Genomic DNA, 17,137 nt, shown 5'->3' on the forward strand with positions numbered 1-17,137 from the left:
GCCGTGCCGCATCTCCGCAGTGTCTCAGGTTGTGGGTACTATCTGTCGCCAAGGGGAGTTCTTGAGGGGGAACCATGGCTGCTGCAACTTCACGCACCGGAGGCCTGTCTGTCGTCACGACGGAACAGGGCCTGCCGATGTCGGTACGGATCGAACCTGCCGAATTGCACAAGGACCCGGCGATACTCGCCGCGGAGGTACTCCGGCTGTGCCGGCAGGCGGCGATGAACGCCGGCGTCGCGCGTCGGGAAGAGTTGCGCGCGGCGGGCGTCGGCGCCGACATCATCGAACAGATGAATCTGCCTCGGCCCGATGATCTCGCCAGGGCCGAGTACGAGGACGACGCCACCGCAGGCGAACCGGGCAGCTGGATGAGGTCGGTATGAGCTCCGCGATGGATGAACTCGAGGCCAGGGCCCGGGCACAGCTCGATCGGTTACACGAGGTCAATGAACGTTTGGCCGCCATCTCCGCACGTGAGACCTCGCCCGGAGACCATGTCACCGCGGAGGTGAATGGTATCGGTGAGCTGACCGGGTTGTGGTTCGCGCCAACGGCTCCGCAGCTCGGGGCCGGCGCGCTTTCGGACCTGATCGTCGCGACGGCCGGTGTCGCGGCAGGGCGCGCGTTCGCCCGCCGGGGTGAGATCCTCGAGGAGTTCAACGAATCTTTTGCCGATCTGGTGAACAGCCGACCGACATGAGCGGTGCGCCGCCGCGGGAGGGAACCGTTGCGGCCCGGGAGGCGTCTTATCGCCGAACTGTGGGAGTGGCGGGTTGCGAGAGTCGGGCAATCCGAGGGGTTGGGGTAGTACACATGTTTTCGAAAAACGGGGGGACAAATGTCTGACGTAACAGCGGTACCGGCGGCAATCGAGGCATATGGGGACACGGCTGCCTTGATGTCGGCAGCGGTTGCCAGTGCGGGTTCGATCAACGCCGCCGCGAACATCGCTCAGATGGTGCCGGTGTTCGGGTTGATCGGGCAGGAGTTCCTGCTGGCGTTCGCACAGGCGCAGGCGAGTCATCTGTTCGGGGTCGGGCAACTCGCTGCGGTCCACGCCGGAAGCGCGGCAGCCGCGTTTGCCACGGCCGCGCAGATCGCTGAGGCGGACGACGGCAGCGGCCGGGGTTTCGCCGCCGTGCAGGCTGCGCTGTAGACCGGATCGGGCCACGTGAGTTTTCCGACGATGCCATCGGCAGCTGTACCGCCGCCGCTTGATCCGACGATCCGCCAACTGGTCGAATCGAGTCCACTCGGGCCGATACTCGACACCCCGGTCAGTCAGGTCTTGAAAGACCTTGGCCTGCCCGGGCTCCCGGTGTTTTCGGGGATGCCGCCACTGCCAGATCTGCCGCCGCTGCCGCCGCTCGACCTCGACGTCCTGCTCAAACCGTTGACTGATCTGCTGGGCGGCTTCGGCTCGGGCGACCTCGGTGGAGGCGACTTCGACCCCACCATGACCTTCGAGGCTCTTTCGCAGATCCTGGACACGTCGATGTCGATGGGTTCCGGCGCATTGAAAGTTCTCGATCAGGTGTGGAGCGGGCAGTCCGCCACGGCGGCGACCGCCAAGGGGGTGCAGGCCGGCGCCGACACCGCGGCCTTGTCCACACAGGGCACCACGATGACGGCCGACACCCAAGGAGCCGCGGCGATCGTTGGCGTCGGCCTCGGGCTCGTCCAGGGAATCATCGCGAAAACGGTTGGCATCATCACCGCTTCTGCACCGTTTCTGGTCACACCGCCCGGCCAGGCCGTGGCGTTGGCAGCGGCCGCTGATGGCCTGGCCGAGGCGACCGCGGTGGTTGCCGCCACCCGAGCGCAATTGCTGGCGCCGACAACGCACATGATGGCGACCGGACAACCGGTGCCGGTGACAGGTGCTCCCGCAGCGGGAGCATCACCCTTTTCGATTGCCAGCACGGTGCTCGACTCGGTCGGCAAACCGATGATGACCGGCGTGGGACAACTCGGCACCATGTCGTCAAAGGCCGCGACCGAACTCATGAAATCGCATCAGGCTCAACTGCAAACCGCGTACGACAGCAAAGACATCGACGAAGCCAAGACTGTTCCGGCGGGTCTCGGTGGTGGGATGTCCGCCGGCCGCGGGGGCGGCGGCGGTGGAGGCGGTGGCGGCGGCGGTAGCGGCCCCAGCCCGCTGAGTGCACGGACAACGCCGGGACTGCTCGGCGGCTCGGCACCGGAATCCGGTGGTGGACCGGTCAACAGGAATCAGAACACGGTGGTTCCTGCCGGCACGACCGGGCCGATGGCACCGATGGGTGGCGGCGGGATGGGAGCCGGACGCGGCGCCGGTGCGTCTGATGATCAGCACGAGGCCGCGGACTATCTCGTCACCGAACTCAACGGCACCAGGATCATCGGCGAGATGCCGGCTGTTGCTCCCGCGGTCCTGGGCGAAACCCAGACGCCGGAAGCGACACCGACGCCGGACGTACGTCTGCGGTTGGGTCCGCCTGACCGCAACCAGCCTGACCACAACCAAGAAGCCTGACACGAACATGGGGGAAACGATGTCCACAGGTGAGTTGAACGTCGACTCGGGCGAATTATTGCGAGCCGCAGGTGATCTCGACCGGCTGGCAAATGAGCTCGAACAGGGTGTGGCCGTTCACCGTCCGGCACTCGTGGTGGCGGCGGCAGGTCGCGACGAGGTGTCGACCACCGCTGCCACCACATTCGGTGCCGTCGCGGAGAGTTTCACCGACACTGCGGCCGCCGGTGTGCACGAACTCCGAAAGATCGCTGCGGTGCTGCGCGCCCAGGCGCGTGATTTCGGCACGGTCGAGGCCGACATCGAGGGGACCTTCCGGCTCTGACGCCGGGGACATGATCATGACCGGATTCACGAATGTCGTGTGGGAGGCCAGGCCCACCAAGCAGTTGGCAACCGATCTGGGTGCCGGTGCCGGTGACGGCCCGCTGATCGCTGCCGCACTCGGCTGGGCGCAGGTCTCGGCACTGCTCACCGACGCGGGTGTCGACTACGTTCGGATCCTGGCCAAGCTCGGCATCTCCTGGGAATCAGCTTCCAGTGATGAGGCTTTCGGGAAACTGGCCTCGTTCGCCGGTTGGTTCTCCGATGCTGCCGCTGCCGCCGCAGACAGTGCAGCACGTGCGGGCGCACAGGCGGCCGCGACCACCGTGGCCCGGATCGGCATGCCTGGACTACCGGAACTGCAGATCACCGAAGACATCCATACGACGGCCGTGGCCGTCGGTGCCGCGACGGGTGCGCCCGTCGGCGGTGTGGCAGCCGATGCCGAGCGGGCAGCGGCTGACCAGAAGCAACGTGCCGCGCGGGTCATGGAAACCTACGAGGCAGCCACCGAACCCGTTTCGCGCGGGTGGTCGGTACCGCGCCCGGCCGAGATCGTCTCACCCGATGCGCTGGTTGCCGAACAGGCAGTTCGGGAGGCAGCCCGGGCGGTACCGGCACGCCCGGAAGCCGCGGCCGGGGCGGTGCCCGGTGGTATCAGTGGATACGCGCCGGTTTCCGTTCCGCGTCAGCAGACGCGTTATGCCACAACCATTCTTGCGGGTTCATCGGCGTCGCCCGTGATGGTGCAACCGGCGTCGACATCGGCCGCCGCGCGGCCGTCGGTGCCCGCGGCGCCGATGGCACCCATGATGGGTGCTCCCGGTCATGGAGGGGATTCAGTCTCGCGCCGAGCCCCCGCACACGCCGGAGCCGGCATCGATCCAGTGGGCGTATCGGGGGTGGGTGACGAGGACTTCCACGGTGCGCCGATTGCTGCGGCAGTCAACGTCGGCGATCATCCGGATCCGCGGTACCGCAACGGAACTCTCGACCTGCCGCCCGCCATGTCGGTGCCGGCGGTTCTCGGCGCCACGGAACAAGGCGGGTGAACGACATGTGGGCTACTCCGGTGGTATGCGAGTTCAGTCTCTCGCAGGATCAGATCGACTATGTGGCAGACATTCTCGACCTCCAGACGTGGCCGTCGGTGCTCGCGATCGGGCCTTGTCACGAGTACGTCGACGAGCGCGAGAAGGCGCGTGTTGCCGCAGCAGCGGAGTTGAGCGCTGCCGGATGGCTGACCGTCGACCCGGACCCGGCAGGCGGGGTGGGTGTCACCGACGCACTGGCCGAGGCGCTCACGATACTGTCGATCCCCGACGTACTACTCGAGATCCGTTGCCACCGGGATACTTCGATTCGTCGGATCTGCCTTGCGCGGCGTGGTGATCACCACGTGTTGGCGACCAAGACCGAATCGGGTCTGGTGCTCCGCGACATTGCGATCGGCAGTGACCTCGAGGTGGGTCAGCTCGTTGCACGTTTGCTCGAACCGGCCGAGGCCACGCAGGTTCCTCCGGTGAGTGTTCCGTCGGTCAGCGTGCCCGCCGATGAATTGCAAAATCGGCTCGATGGAGCGCAGTCCGCAGCCGATTACGCCGATGCGCTCCATGCGATGGGTGTTGCGGCCGCCGATGCCGCGACCTATGCGGTTGCGTTCGATACCTGCTGTGCGCACACGGAAATCGTTGCCATCGAATGCGCGCCGGGACGGACGCGTCGCTCGGAAGGTGCGGTGGCGGTCTACGACACAGCCAAGGGCCGGATTGTCGCCGGCCCCAGTATGTCTCCCGATGGCCGGGTCTGGTCGACATTGTCGCCGGGTACCGGTCATCGGATCTCCCAGGCTGTCACGCTCCTCATGGAGACGTTGCCGGCTCGGAGGTGGTTGCCGTGATTCGGCCAACCGGAGGGGGCCCACCCGGTGACAAACCGGCGTGGTACCGGAGCAGATTACAAAATCCGCGGATATCAACCGATACCGCGGCAATCACACAAGAAGGGGATTCACCATGACTGCCGACGGCGGTAACAGCGGGTTGAAACTCGACGTCCCAGACGCGTTGATCACGACCAAATCGGTGGGGCAGCTCATCGAGGACATGGGTGTTGTGTTGCAACGCCTGAACAAGAATGCCGAAGACGCGCAAGCGATGTGGCAGGGCACCGCCAGCAAGGCGTTTCAGGATGCGGCAGCGGCGTGGCAGGCCGAGGGGGCTCAGCTCAAGACTGCTCTCGACGGTCTGAAGGCGTCGCTGGAGAGTGGATTCAACGGCTACGACAACGAAGACCAGGACCTCGCAGGAACCATCGGCTCCGTCATGGGTGGGGGATCCGGTCTGAGCCTGTGATTCTCGGCCCCTCCAACACCAACGCCTGAAAGGGAACAATGCCATGATCAAGTACAACTTTGCCGCGATCGAGGAGCTGTCGGCTCAGCTCGATTCGGATTTCAAGCAGCTCGAGGAGCTGGCCGGGACGCTCAAGTCCGAAGTCGTTCGACTGCACTCGAACTGGCAATCACCGCAGGGTGCCGAAGCTTACGCCGTCGCGCAGCAGCGTTGGGACACGAGCTTTTCGGACTCTCGTCTGCTGCTGAACAACCTGTCGACGAAGGTGCGCGAAGCGGGATCGACGATGCAGGGCGCCGATAAGCGCACCGCAGGTTACTTCGCCTAGATCGCCCAACCGCGACTGCTCGACACCCGAGACCCGCCGGAAGAAAGTGCCGGCGGGTTTCGGTGGTTCAGAGGTGCCGCAGGGGGTTTGTTGTCCGGGCCGGAGTCAGCGGCTGGGAGTCTTGGCCATCGCGCTCGAGTCCTACAGTTCTCGACCGCGTACCGGGAATCGAAACCGCTCAAGGGCGAGGGCTCATGGTGGCGCTTCGTCCGCACGTCCCGAAATCCGGAACTGCTCCGGATGAAATGCTGGTGGCCGCAAAGATCGCGATCACACCGGGGTCCTCGGCACTCGATGTCGCCGCTGCCATCGATGCCGCGGAGTCGAGCGTGCGGGCACGGGTTCCGGTCGCGCGGGTGATCTACCTCGAACCCGATATCGATCGAGGATCGGTCTCTTGACTCGATCGACTGCGTCATTCGCCGGGGCGGAAAATGATCGCGCCATCCCGGGTGGATTAACCAGTGTTCGCTGGGTTGGTCGGATAGTTTCTCAGGCAGGCTGCATTCGCCGCAATGCACGCATGTCACTTGAGGAGTTGTGATGGGCAATCCGCTGACACGGACAAAATCCGTGGAGCAATCGATGGCTGACACCGAAGAACCCGGTTCGCAGCTGAAGAAGAGTTTGACCTGGTGGGATCTCACTGTTTTCGGTGTCTCGGTGGTGATCGGTGCCGGCATCTTCACCATCACCGCGTCGACGGCCGGAGACAAAGCGGGACCGGCGATTTCGCTGTCTTTTGTGATGGCAGCGGTGGCCTGTGCCTTGGCTGCACTGTGCTACGCCGAGTTCGCCTCGACCGTTCCGGTGGCGGGGTCTGCTTACACCTTCGGCTACGCCACCTTCGGTGAGTTCCTGGCCTGGATCCTGGGCTGGGACCTGATCCTCGAATTCGCGGTCGGTGCGGCCGTTGTCTCCAAGGGCTGGTCGAGCTATCTGGGCACCGTCTTCGGATTCTCCGGTGGCACAACCGAAATCGCTGGTCTCGACGTCGACTGGGGTGCGCTGGTCGTGGTCGCCACGATCACGGTGCTGCTGGTCATCGGCACCAAGTTGTCCTCCCGGTTCAGTGCTGTGGTCACGGCCGTCAAGGTCACGGTTGTGCTGTTGGTGATCGTTGTCGGGTTCTTCTACATCGACACCGACAACTGGAAGCCGTTTGTGCCGGAATCACAGCCGTCGGAGTCCGGCGGCCGGTCCGTCGAGTCGACCCTGTTCTCGCTCATGACCGGCGGCGGCGACTCCAGCTACGGCTGGTACGGCATCCTGGCGGCGGCCTCGATCGTGTTCTTCGCCTTCATCGGCTTCGACGTCGTCGCGACCACCGCCGAAGAGACCAAGAATCCGAAAAAAGATGTGCCGCGCGGCATCCTCGGCTCACTGGCCATCGTCACGGTGCTCTACATCCTGGTCACGATCGTGGTCACGGGCATGGTCAGCTACAAGGACCTGGCAACGTCAGCCGGCGACGGGGAACCCAAGAACCTTGCCTATGCATTCGGCCTGAACGGGGTGACCTGGGCCGAGAAGGTGATTTCGATCGGTGCTCTGGCAGGTCTGACCACGGTTGTCATGGTGCTGATGCTCGGTCAGTCTCGTGTCTTGTTCGCGATGTCACGAGACGGACTGTTGCCCCGGTCATTTGCGAAGACCAGCCGGTTCGGGACCCCGGCCCGGATCCAGATCCTGGTGGGCCTGGTCGTCGCGGTGGTGGCCGCGTTCTTCCCGATCACCAAGCTGGAAGAAATGGTCAACGTGGGCACCCTGTTCGCGTTCGTGGTTGTTGCGGCCGGTGTGATTGTGCTGCGGAAGACCCGTCCGGATCTGCCTCGTGGATTCAAGGTGCCGTGGATGCCGGTGATCCCGATCCTGGCGATCATCGCCTGCGTGTGGTTGATGCTGAACCTGTCGGCGCTGACGTGGTTGCGATTCCTGGTCTGGATGGTGATCGGTGTCGCCTTCTACTTCCTGTACAGCCAGCGCCATTCGATGGTCGGGAAGCGTGCTCGTGGTGAGATCCCAGATCAGGTCGGTGACGATATCCGCGCAGGGGCAGGCAAGGATGGCGTTGCCCCCGAGTGAGTCCGTTGGTGGCCGACGGCTGACCTGAAATCTGACAAGCCCCGATCCGGGCTGATTCCCGGATCGGGGTTTTTTGTGAAGTGCGTCGCTTTACAAATCGAACTCAATGTATAGACACACGACTCCAGCGTCGGTAGTGTCCACAACAAGTTCTAGTTTGAAGAGGCCAGGAGGATGATGATGGGCACTACGGAATCGTCGACCGTCGAGCAGTCGGTGGCGCAATGGCGAGACAAAAAGCGTCACCTGTGGCTGCTGGGCCTCATTCCGCCGACCGCGCTCTTTCTCGCGACCGCGTTGGTGGCCGGCTTCAACTGGCTGGGCGCCGGCGTTGTTGCGCCGGTCTGGTGGTGGATCGGTCCGTTGCTCGTCTACGGCTTGCTGCCGATCATGGATCTGTTCTTCGGGCCCGACGGCCAGAACCCGCCCGAGGAGCTGATGGAAGAGCTGGAAAACGACAAGTACTACCGCTATTGCACCTACGCGTACATTCCCTTCCAGCTCGCGAGCCTGGTCTTCGCCTGCTACCTGTGGACCGCGAGCGACCTGAGCTGGCTGGGGATCGATGGCGGCCTCGGACTCCTCTCGAAGCTGGGTATCGCCCTGACGGTCGGCGTCATGGGTGGCATCGGGATCAACACCGCCCACGAACTCGGGCACAAGAAAGACTCGCTTGAACGATGGCTCTCGAAAGTCACTCTCGCGCAGACCTTTTACGGGCATTTCTACATCGAGCACAACCGTGGCCATCACGTACGGGTGGCCACCCCGGAGGATCCGGCCAGCGCCAAATACGGCGAGACCTTCTGGGCGTTCCTTCCGCGGAGTGTGTGGGGGAGTCTGAAGTCGGCCTGGAATCTCGAACGCACCCGCATGCAACGGCTGGAGCGTCCGGTCTGGAACATCGGCAACGACGTCCTCAACGCCTGGTTGATGTCAGTGGTCGGGTGGGGCGTGCTGACCGCGATCTTCGGCTGGCAGATCCTGCCGTTCATGGTCATTCAGGCCGTGTACGGGTTCGGGTTGCTGGAGACGGTGAACTACCTCGAGCACTACGGGTTGCAGCGACAGAAGACGGCCAGTGGCCGCTATGAGCGCGCCCGTCCCGAGCACAGCTGGAACTCGGATCACATCTGCACCAACATCTTCCTGTACCACCTGCAGCGTCACAGCGATCACCACGCCAATCCGACCCGTCGGTACCAGGTGCTGCGCAGTTTTGAGGACGCACCCGCTCTGCCGAGCGGCTACGCCAGCATGATCACGCTCGCGTACTTCCCGCCGCTGTGGCGAAAAGTGATGGACCACAGGGTTGTCGAACACTATGGCGGCGACCTGTCGTTGGCCAACATCGTGCCCCGTCGGCGAGAGAAGATACTTGCCGCGCACCGCCCGTCGATGCTCGGCGAAGTGAACGGAACCGCGAAATGAGCGCATATCGATGCCCGGTCTGCGAATTCATCTACGACGAGGCGATCGGCGCGCCGCGCGAAGGCTTTCCGGCCGGGACCGGATGGGCCGACGTCCCCGACGACTGGCCCTGCCCCGACTGCGGCGTCCGGGAGAAGATCGATTTCGAGGAGACGGTGTCGTCATGAACTTCAAGTTGTACGTCTGTATGCAGTGTGGATTCGAATACGACGAGGCGAAGGGCTGGCCCGAGGACGGGATCGCCCCGGGAACCCGTTGGGAGGACATCCCCGACGACTGGAGTTGCCCGGATTGTGGGGCCGCCAAAGCGGACTTCTACATGGAGGAAGTCACCCGCTCGTGACCCCGGTGGCCGACGCGACCGTTACCCTGGCCGACATGTCAGAGGTTTCGGAACCCACGTCGGCCACAGTGGGCTCGGCTGCGCCAATTCCATTCGCGCAGGCCACCAAACGATTACTGCGAGGCAGTCTGCTCGACGGAATGCGAGAGTTGTTGCGGTCGAAGGACTGGTCGGCGGTCACGATGGCCGATGTCGCGGCCGCGGCCGGGGTCAGCAGGCAGACCGTATACAACGAGTTCGGGTCCCGGCAGGGACTGGCGACCGCGTATGCGCTCCGCCTGGCCGACGAGTTGGTGGACTTGATCTCCGAGGCGGTTCTCGCGCACGAGGGACAGACCAAAATAGCGTTGGCAGAGGGCTTTTCGGACTTCTTTGCCTCTGTTGCCACGGACCCGCTGATCCAGTCGTTGTTGACAGGGCAGGCGAAACCGGATCTGTTGCGGCTGATCACCACTGATGCCGGGCCGTTGATCGACCAGGCCAGCAGCAGGATCAGTGAACTCCTGCAGCGCAGCTGGGTCGGAGCCGACGAAACCGCGGCCGTGCGGATCGCTCGCGCGATGGTCCGGATGGCACTGAGCTATGTGTCCATGCCGCCGGAGGCCGACCGCGATGTCGCAGACGATCTGGCCGAGATCTTCGACCCGGTTGTCGATGCCGCAGCCGGGGGTGGCGCTCGTTCGACCACGGGTTAGCCTGGTAGGCAATATCCAGTGGGACTTTGAGGAGTGGTATATGACATCGGTCCAGAACGGCCCGCTCACCGCGGACAGCCGCAACGGCATCGACTTCAAGGTGGCGGATCTTTCGCTGGCCGAATACGGACGCAAAGAGATCGGGCTCGCGGAGCACGAGATGCCGGGTTTGATGGCGTTGCGTCGGGAATATGCGGATGTACTGCCGCTCAAGGGTGCTCGTGTCTCGGGCTCGCTGCACATGACGGTGCAGACCGCGGTGCTGATCGAGACCCTGGTGGCACTCGGTGCCGAGGTGCGATGGGCGTCGTGCAACATCTTCTCCACCCAGGACGAAGCCGCCGCGGCCATCGTCGTCGGGCCTTACGGCACCGTCGACGAGCCCAAGGGTGTGCCGGTCTTCGCGTGGAAGGGCGAGAGCCTCGAGGAGTACTGGTGGGCTGCCGAGCAGATGCTCACCTGGCCCGGTGAGCCGGCCAACATGATCCTCGACGACGGCGGCGATGCGACCATGCTGGTTCTGCGCGGTGCGCAGTTCGAGAAGGCGGGCGTTGTGCCACCGGTCGACGAGAACGATTCGGCCGAGTACAAGGTGTTCCTGTCGCTGCTGCGCGAGCGTTTCGAGACGGACAAGACCAAGTGGTCGACGATCGCCGAGTCGGTCCAGGGCGTCACCGAGGAAACCACCACCGGTGTGCTGCGGCTCTACCAGTTCGCTGCAGCAGGCGAATTGGTGTTCCCGGCGATCAACGTCAACGACTCGGTCACCAAGAGCAAGTTCGACAACAAGTACGGCACCCGTCATTCGCTGATCGACGGAATCAACCGTGGCACCGATGTCCTCATCGGTGGCAAGAAGATCCTGATCTGCGGTTACGGCGATGTCGGCAAGGGTTGTGCCGAATCGTTGGCCGGCCAGGGCGGACGCGTGCAGGTCACCGAGATCGATCCGATCAACGCCCTGCAGGCGCTGATGGACGGTTATGACGTCGTCACCGTCGAGGAGGCGATCGGCAACGCCGACATCATCATCACCTCGACCGGCAACCTCGGCATCATCACCTTCGATCACATGAAGCAGATGAAGCACCAGGCGATCCTCGGCAACATCGGTCACTTCGACAACGAGATCGACATGGCAGGCCTCGAGTCGTCGAAAGAGGTCAAGCGGATCAACATCAAGCCGCAGGTCGATCAGTGGATCTTCCCTGATGGCAAGTCGATCATCGTGTTGTCCGAAGGCCGTCTGCTGAACCTGGGCAACGCCACCGGCCACCCGTCGTTCGTGATGAGCAACAGCTTCTCCAACCAGGTGATCGCGCAGATCGAGCTGTGGACCAAGAGCGACGAGTACGACAACGAGGTCTACCGGCTGCCGAAGGCACTGGACGAGAAGGTCGCCAAGATCCACGTCGAGGCACTCGGCGGCACTCTGACCAGGCTCACCAAAGAGCAGGCGGAGTACATCGGCGTCGACGTCGAGGGCCCGTACAAGCCCGAGCATTACCGCTACTGAGTTTTAGGGCCGCAAGGTTCTTCAACACCTGAAATGGTGGGTACGGGCGAACGCCTGTACCCACCATTTTCGGTTCTGCTGGCGCAGCCGGGTCAGCCGGTGATGATGTCGTCGTCGCCGCCGGTATCCGAGGTCGGACTCTGGGACAGGCTCGGACAGAACCGCCACTGGCCGTCCTCTTTCTTGAACGGCCAGGTGATGTCGCCGGTGTCCCGATCGATCGACATCACACCCTCGACCGTGCCGAGGGAGCCGTCGACGACCACGTCCTGAACGTCGATCGACGCCGAAATCGGCCCGTTCTCGTCGAACAGATCCTGATATCCGGCGGTGGACTCCGTGCGCGAATCGGCCTCACAGGCCATCCGGTGCAGACCCACCGCGTCCTGGGTGTTGATCAACTCGACGCGTTTCTCGGCGGCGGCCTGGAGATCACCCTCATCGGCCGAAGCAGCGGAACTGCTCGCGGACGAGGTGGCGGTGGATGGATCGGCCGCCACACCGCTGTCGGTGTTGTCAGGGCCCGCCAGCACGGCCACGGTGATCACCACGCCGACAACGACCACGACAACAGCGACGATCGCACCGATGATCAGCCCGGTCGGGTTTCTCGGCGGACGCGGTGGTGGAGTGCCCCACGAGCCGGATGGGCCCGGCTGCCCCCACTGCTGTGCGCCGTGACCCGGAGCCCATGATCCCGGCTGTGGTTGCGGTGGTGGGTACTGCGGCTGAAGATGCTGCGGATTGTGACGAGGATCGGGGTTCCCCCATCCCGATGGACCCGTCGGCGGATAACTCAAGAATTCCTCCCCTGAGGGTTGACCGTGTTGTCGGAGCCTGGTGTGTCAGATCTCGCGGGTGTCGCAGATCTTCCAGGTGTCCAGTCGATTCTCCATGGTGAACGTGAAGCGGCTCGTCTCGACCGGGCTCTGGTCGGCCGGGTCGACGTATGTCAGAGACACCGTTGCCTCGGCGGTGTTGCCGTCGACCGCGATCCCGGTGACCGAGTTCAGTTTCATCCCGTTCAGCTGGACGCCGGTGTCTGACTGCAGGTCGCGGATGATGTCCTGCTCGGCGCCACAGGTGACCGACAGCGCGGTCTCCCAGTCGGCGTCGCTGAACGCGATCGTGTACGTCCGGATCGCGTCTTCGATCTGCTCTTCGGCCTGTGCCATCGACGACTGCGATGACGTGGTGGTCAGTTGCCCGGGGTCGACGATCGGGTCGGTGTCCTCGTCGCCGCCGAGGGTCACGAACAGTACGACCGCAAGTACCACCACGAGCACTGCGGCGGCGGCGATCCCGGCGATCCACGGGGTTTTGTTCGGTGGTTTCGGACCTTGGGGTGGGGGGCCGTACCCGGCCGGTCCGGCTCCACCCGGTCCTGCCGGCGGTGGCGTCGCGCCGGCGCCGTACTGATCAGGTCGGTACTCGGTCGTCGGCTCGTACCGGGGTGGCCGGCTCTGGCCCCAATCGGCCCCGGCGCCCGGCGCTCCACCCCAGGTGGGTTCGGGCCCGGCCGTTCCGCCCCAGGTGGGTTCGGGTGACGGCTGATCGCCCCGGCCCGGTTGATCCGGGTTGCTGCCCGGACCCTGACCCCAACCCTTGTCGTCCTGATTGTCGCCGGGTCCGTATGGACCGTTGGGTGGTTGCGTCATCGAGGCCTCCGGGTGGGATCAGGGCAGGCGGAACCAGGGCAGGGGGTGGTTGAACCGGTGTGATTGCTGACTGGGAACTCTACGTCGGGAGGCCTGCGCCGAACACCGTCGGCGATGCCCCGCACTGATCGGATCACAGGGGGTCGTCCATGTGCTTCTGAGGCGCTTCGGGCGATCAAAGATATCGCGTGGTCTGTTGCTGATCGTTCTGTTGGCACATCTTCCAGCCGGTTTCCTCGCGTTTGAAGTACGAGACGCTCCGGGGCTGTGTGGCCAGCGCCGGGTTTTCGGCGCCGACGACGGTCAGCGTGATGCTTGCGGTCGCCAGATCTGCCGGTGGCGAACCGATGAACCGAATGTCGGTTATCTGGGCTACAGCGATGGTGCTGCCGGCGTCTGCGGGACCGAGGCTCTCGACGATCCGCGCGCCGATCGGTCCACTCTCGGCGCAGTAGGTGAGTTGCAAGCCGGCCGCGTCGCGGTTGTTGAGGGCGGTGATCTGCCGATGTACGAGTTCCTCGATCTGGTCGGCATCACTCGTTGGGCCGGTGCGGAGACCAAACGCCAGCCACAGGAGCGCGATGTTGACCACCAGCACACCCGCCGCGATCGCGGCGGTGGGGCGCACGGGTATCGGCGGGATGGAGTGGGAACCGCCGTGGCCCACATGGACCGGGAGATGAATCATCACAACCTCCCATCAACGCGGCTACACCCGACGTTAGTGATCTGGCGCGGTCGATCTGTGCACGTCACGGTCGGCGTTACGGTCTCTTGATGGGGTTGTGACCAAATCCGATCGATATCAGATGGATATGAGCCGATCGGCCAGGGTGGGGTCGGGTTCGGAACCAAGTCGTGACCACGGAGACATCCAGCCGCGCTCGGCCAGACCGCGGTACACCAGCGCGGTGCGTTCCTGCAGATCGTGATCGCGTTCGTAATGGTCCCGGCTGCGCGTGACGTCGGCCTCGGCGCGCGACTTCGCCCGCCCGATCGCAAGCTCGGTGGGGACGTCGAGCAGTAGATGATGGTCGGGCACGGCCAGTCCGAACCGTCCGAACTCGAGGGCGGTGACCCACTCGACAACGTCGCCGTCGGCAGCTTCGCCGAGTCGGGCCGCGCTGTAGGCGGCGTTCGAGGCGACATACCGGTCGAGGATCACGGCGTCGTTGGCGGACAACAACTTCCGCAGCTCGGCGTCGGCATCGCGGCGATCGAGCGCAAATAGCAACGCCATTGCGTTCACGCTGGACCGCAGATCACCGTGTTCGCCGTGCAATGCCTCTGCGGCGATGTCGGCGGTCACTGATTCGGAATACCTTGGGAAGGTCATGGTTGCAACGCGATAGCCCTCTGTGGCCCAACGGTTTACGAGACCGGTGACCAGAGTGTGTTTACCGGCGCCATCCAAGCCCTCTACTGCTATCAATACGCCCACACCACCGAGACTAACCGTCGGGGGAGTGCTGGTGTTGCATCCGGGCCGTGGGGAAGTCGGCGCGTCAACCACACATTGCAACGATTCGGTGACACGATGTGGCAATGAAACCCAGGATTCTGGTTGTGGACGATGATGCGGCATTGGCGGAGATGCTGACCATCGTGTTGCGCGGAGAGGGGTTCGAGCCCTTTGTCGTCGGCGATGGCACCCAGGCCCTGACAGCGGTGCGGGAGATCCGGCCCGATTTGGTTTTGCTCGACCTGATGTTGCCCGGCATGAACGGCATCGACGTATGCCGGGTGTTGCGTGCAGATTCGGGTGTGCCGATTGTGATGCTGACGGCGAAGTCGGACACCGTGGATGTGGTTCTCGGACTCGAGTCCGGTGCCGACGACTACATGATCAAGCCGTTCAAGCCCAAGGAACTCGTCGCCCGGGTACGCGCCCGGTTGCGGCGCACGGAGGATGAACCCGCCGAGTTGCTGTCCATCGGTCCCATCGAGATCGACGTCCCGGCGCACAAGGTCACCCGCGAGGGCGTGCCCATCTCTCTGACGCCGCTCGAGTTCGACCTACTGGTTGCGTTGGCGCGTAAACCGCGGCAGGTTTTCACCCGTGACGTGCTGCTGGAGCAAGTGTGGGGCTACCGGCATCCGGCCGATACTAGGCTGGTCAACGTGCACGTGCAGCGCCTACGGGCCAAAGTTGAAACAGATCCGGAGAACCCTGAGGTCGTCCTGACCGTGAGGGGGGTCGGCTACAAGGCCGGACCGCCGTGATCGGACGCCCGCGGCGTCGCATCAACGGGACCTTCGGACCGGCGATGCGTCGGGTGGGCTCGGTCGGCAAGTTTGTCGGCCAGTTGTGGCGTCGATCCCTGCAGCTACGAGTGGTCGTGTCGACCCTTGTGCTGTCGTTTGTCGTGGTGCTGATCCTGGCGTTTGTGCTGACCAGTCAGATCACGGACCGTTTGCTCGACCTCAAGCTCCAGGCCGCCACCGAAGAGCTCGAGCGCACCCGTCTGGCCGTCGAGCGTGATCTGTCGGGGGCCGACTCGGACGCCTCGTTGCTCAACCGCCTGCGCCAGACGCGATCCATCCTGACCGACCGGGGCATCGATTCCGGCGACAGCTCAGGTGTGGTCGGTACGTTCGACACGGTGTTGCTGGTGCCGAGTTCGGGCCCGACCGGTCCGACCGGCGTCGGGCCGATCGGTGAGATCCCCGAAAACCTTCGCCAGATGGTTCAGGGCGGCCAGATGGCGTACCGGTATTCGTCGGTCACCGGGTCGAACGGACAGCAGAACCCGGCGCTGATCATCGGTACTCCGACCAACACCGACATCCCCGGCCTCGAGCTCTATCTGGTCTTTCCGCTGACCAATGAAGAGAGCACCGTTTCCCTGGTCCGCGGAACGATCTTCACCGGTTTCCTGGTGCTGCTCGGGCTGTTGGCCGCCATCGCCATCCTGGTGTCCCGCCAGGTGGTGATCCCGGTCCGTTCCGCGTCGCGGATCGCGGTTCGCTTTGCCGACGGCAGGCTCAAGGAACGAATGCCGGTCCGCGGCGAAGACGATATGGCCCGATTGGCGATGTCGTTCAACGACATGGCAGAAAGTCTCTCGAAACAGATTTCCCACCTCGAAGAGTTCGGTGGGTTGCAGCGGCAGTTCACCTCTGATGTCTCCCACGAACTCCGGACACCGTTGACGACGGTCCGGATGGCAGCCGATGTCCTGTTCGAGAGTCGCGAAGAGCTCGAACCGGTTCTGAAGCGATCCGTCGAACTGCTCGACATGGAGCTCGAACGGTTCGAGACCCTGCTCGGCGAATTGCTGGAGATCTCCCGCCACGACGCCGGTGTTGCCGAGTTGTCGGCCGACAAGCTGAACATGACCATCCCGATCGACGCCGCGGTGAAGACTGTCCGGCATCTCGCCGAAGAGACCAACACCGAACTGATCCTGGATCTGCCGGACGAACCGGTCATCGCCGAGGTCGACCCGCGCCGGGTCGAGCGAATCCTGCGGAACCTGCTGGCCAACGCCATCGATCACGGCGACCAGAAGCCGGTGACGCTGACCATGCGAAGCGATGGCGACGCGGTGGCGATCACGGTGCGCGATGGGGGCATCGGTCTGCGGCCAGGGGAGGAGAAGTTGGTGTTCAATCGATTCTGGCGTTCCGATCCATCCCGATTCCGTCGGTCCGGTGGCACCGGCCTTGGGCTGGCCATCAGCGTCGAGGACGCGCGACTGCACCAGGGCCGTCTCGAGGCGTGGGGCGAACCGGGCAAGGGTGCGTGCTTCCGGTTGACCCTGCCACTGGTTCGCGGGCACAAGGTGCTTGGGAGCCCGCTGCCGCTCAAACCGCCGGGGTCGCGCCGCGCACCCCGTGATCCGGGGCCCTCCGATGAGTGAGGTTCAGCGACATGTGGCA

At 64.2% G+C, this 17,137-nt stretch carries 21 protein-coding genes and 1 pseudogene; 18 read left to right on the forward strand and 4 right to left on the reverse strand.

The genetic code is table 11. From position 1 onward, the window contains the following. The first annotated feature begins 74 nt into the window (after positions 1–74). The 16 genes and pseudogenes from AC1D75_RS09550 (at position 75) to ahcY (ending at position 11,597) form a co-directional block, all read left to right on the forward strand. On the forward strand, positions 75–386 hold the full coding sequence (locus tag AC1D75_RS09550; RefSeq protein ID WP_495515006.1) for a hypothetical protein: 312 nt from the start codon (positions 75–77) through the stop codon (positions 384–386). Further along, positions 383–703: a YbaB/EbfC family nucleoid-associated protein gene (locus AC1D75_RS09555; RefSeq protein ID WP_495515007.1), complete on the forward strand. Its 321-nt coding sequence runs from the start codon at positions 383–385 to the stop codon at positions 701–703. The genes AC1D75_RS09550 and AC1D75_RS09555 overlap by 4 nt, the downstream gene beginning before the upstream one ends. Positions 704–841: 138 nt before the next feature. Beyond that, positions 842–1,159 carry a hypothetical protein gene (locus AC1D75_RS09560; RefSeq protein WP_495515008.1) on the forward strand — a complete coding sequence of 106 codons (318 nt, stop codon included), beginning with the start codon at positions 842–844 and terminating at the stop codon, positions 1,157–1,159. A gap of 30 nt (positions 1,160–1,189) precedes the next feature. Beyond that, on the forward strand, positions 1,190–2,521 hold the full coding sequence (locus tag AC1D75_RS09565) for a hypothetical protein (protein WP_495515009.1): 1,332 nt from the start codon (positions 1,190–1,192) through the stop codon (positions 2,519–2,521). 19 nt (positions 2,522–2,540) lie between these two features. Further along, positions 2,541–2,846 (forward strand): PE family protein, encoded by a 306-nt coding sequence (locus AC1D75_RS09570; protein WP_495515010.1) that lies wholly within the window; start codon positions 2,541–2,543, stop codon positions 2,844–2,846. Between the two features lie 16 nt (positions 2,847–2,862). Next, positions 2,863–3,897, forward strand: a complete 1,035-nt coding sequence (locus AC1D75_RS09575) for a PPE domain-containing protein (protein ID WP_495515011.1) — start codon at positions 2,863–2,865, stop codon at positions 3,895–3,897. A gap of 5 nt (positions 3,898–3,902) precedes the next feature. Continuing rightward, positions 3,903–4,745, forward strand: a complete 843-nt coding sequence (locus AC1D75_RS09580) for an ESX secretion-associated protein EspG (protein WP_495516025.1) — start codon at positions 3,903–3,905, stop codon at positions 4,743–4,745. A gap of 115 nt (positions 4,746–4,860) precedes the next feature. Next, positions 4,861–5,199: a WXG100 family type VII secretion target gene (locus AC1D75_RS09585; RefSeq protein ID WP_495515012.1), complete on the forward strand. Its 339-nt coding sequence runs from the start codon at positions 4,861–4,863 to the stop codon at positions 5,197–5,199. A 43-nt stretch (positions 5,200–5,242) separates the two neighbouring features. Continuing rightward, entirely contained in the window at positions 5,243–5,527 is a 285-nt protein-coding gene (locus AC1D75_RS09590) for a WXG100 family type VII secretion target (protein ID WP_495515013.1), read from the forward strand. 236 nt (positions 5,528–5,763) lie between these two features. Continuing rightward, positions 5,764–5,928 (forward strand): annotated as a pseudogene (locus AC1D75_RS09595) (cation diffusion facilitator family transporter); the annotation flags it as partial. A gap of 142 nt (positions 5,929–6,070) precedes the next feature. Further along, the gene (locus AC1D75_RS09600; protein ID WP_495515014.1) at positions 6,071–7,612 is read left to right on the forward strand and encodes an APC family permease; all 1,542 of its coding nucleotides are present in this window, start codon (positions 6,071–6,073) and stop codon (positions 7,610–7,612) included. 174 nt (positions 7,613–7,786) lie between these two features. After that, a complete protein-coding gene (locus AC1D75_RS09605; RefSeq protein WP_495515015.1) occupies positions 7,787–9,043 on the forward strand; it encodes an alkane 1-monooxygenase in 1,257 nt (418 codons plus the stop codon). Next, positions 9,040–9,210 (forward strand): rubredoxin, encoded by a 171-nt coding sequence (locus AC1D75_RS09610; RefSeq protein WP_495515016.1) that lies wholly within the window; start codon positions 9,040–9,042, stop codon positions 9,208–9,210. Before AC1D75_RS09605 ends, AC1D75_RS09610 begins: the two co-directional genes overlap by 4 nt. Then, the gene (locus tag AC1D75_RS09615) at positions 9,207–9,386 is read left to right on the forward strand and encodes a rubredoxin (RefSeq protein WP_495515017.1); all 180 of its coding nucleotides are present in this window, start codon (positions 9,207–9,209) and stop codon (positions 9,384–9,386) included. The genes AC1D75_RS09610 and AC1D75_RS09615 overlap by 4 nt, the downstream gene beginning before the upstream one ends. 35 nt (positions 9,387–9,421) lie before the next feature. After that, positions 9,422–10,081, forward strand: coding sequence for a TetR/AcrR family transcriptional regulator (locus AC1D75_RS09620; RefSeq protein WP_495515018.1), 660 nt, complete (start codon positions 9,422–9,424; stop codon positions 10,079–10,081). 40 nt (positions 10,082–10,121) lie between these two features. Then, positions 10,122–11,597 (forward strand): adenosylhomocysteinase, encoded by a 1,476-nt coding sequence (gene ahcY / locus AC1D75_RS09625; protein ID WP_495515019.1) that lies wholly within the window; start codon positions 10,122–10,124, stop codon positions 11,595–11,597. Positions 11,598–11,689: 92 nt separating this feature from the next. On the opposite strand, the gene AC1D75_RS09630 is transcribed toward ahcY, so the two are convergent. From AC1D75_RS09630 to AC1D75_RS09645, 4 genes are all read right to left on the reverse strand, one after another. Further along, positions 11,690–12,397, reverse strand: coding sequence for a hypothetical protein (locus AC1D75_RS09630; RefSeq protein ID WP_495515020.1), 708 nt, complete (start codon positions 12,395–12,397; stop codon positions 11,690–11,692). Between the two features lie 45 nt (positions 12,398–12,442). Continuing rightward, positions 12,443–13,255, reverse strand: coding sequence for an Rv0361 family membrane protein (locus AC1D75_RS09635; RefSeq protein WP_495515021.1), 813 nt, complete (start codon positions 13,253–13,255; stop codon positions 12,443–12,445). 175 nt (positions 13,256–13,430) lie between these two features. After that, positions 13,431–13,943: a nuclear transport factor 2 family protein gene (locus tag AC1D75_RS09640; protein ID WP_495515022.1), complete on the reverse strand. Its 513-nt coding sequence runs from the start codon at positions 13,941–13,943 to the stop codon at positions 13,431–13,433. Positions 13,944–14,060: 117 nt separating this feature from the next. Further along, the gene (locus tag AC1D75_RS09645; RefSeq protein WP_495515023.1) at positions 14,061–14,696 is read right to left on the reverse strand and encodes a dTMP kinase; all 636 of its coding nucleotides are present in this window, start codon (positions 14,694–14,696) and stop codon (positions 14,061–14,063) included. 104 nt (positions 14,697–14,800) lie between these two features. Here AC1D75_RS09645 and mtrA point away from each other — a divergent pair, with 104 nt between their 5' ends. Both mtrA and mtrB read left to right on the forward strand, forming a co-directional pair. Then, entirely contained in the window at positions 14,801–15,478 is a 678-nt protein-coding gene (gene mtrA / locus AC1D75_RS09650; protein ID WP_495515024.1) for an MtrAB system response regulator MtrA, read from the forward strand. Further along, positions 15,475–17,118, forward strand: coding sequence for an MtrAB system histidine kinase MtrB (gene mtrB, locus AC1D75_RS09655; protein WP_495515025.1), 1,644 nt, complete (start codon positions 15,475–15,477; stop codon positions 17,116–17,118). Before mtrA ends, mtrB begins: the two co-directional genes overlap by 4 nt. Positions 17,119–17,137 lie beyond the last annotated feature (19 nt).

The sequence above is a fragment of the Williamsia sp. Y712 genome (assembly GCF_059445525.1).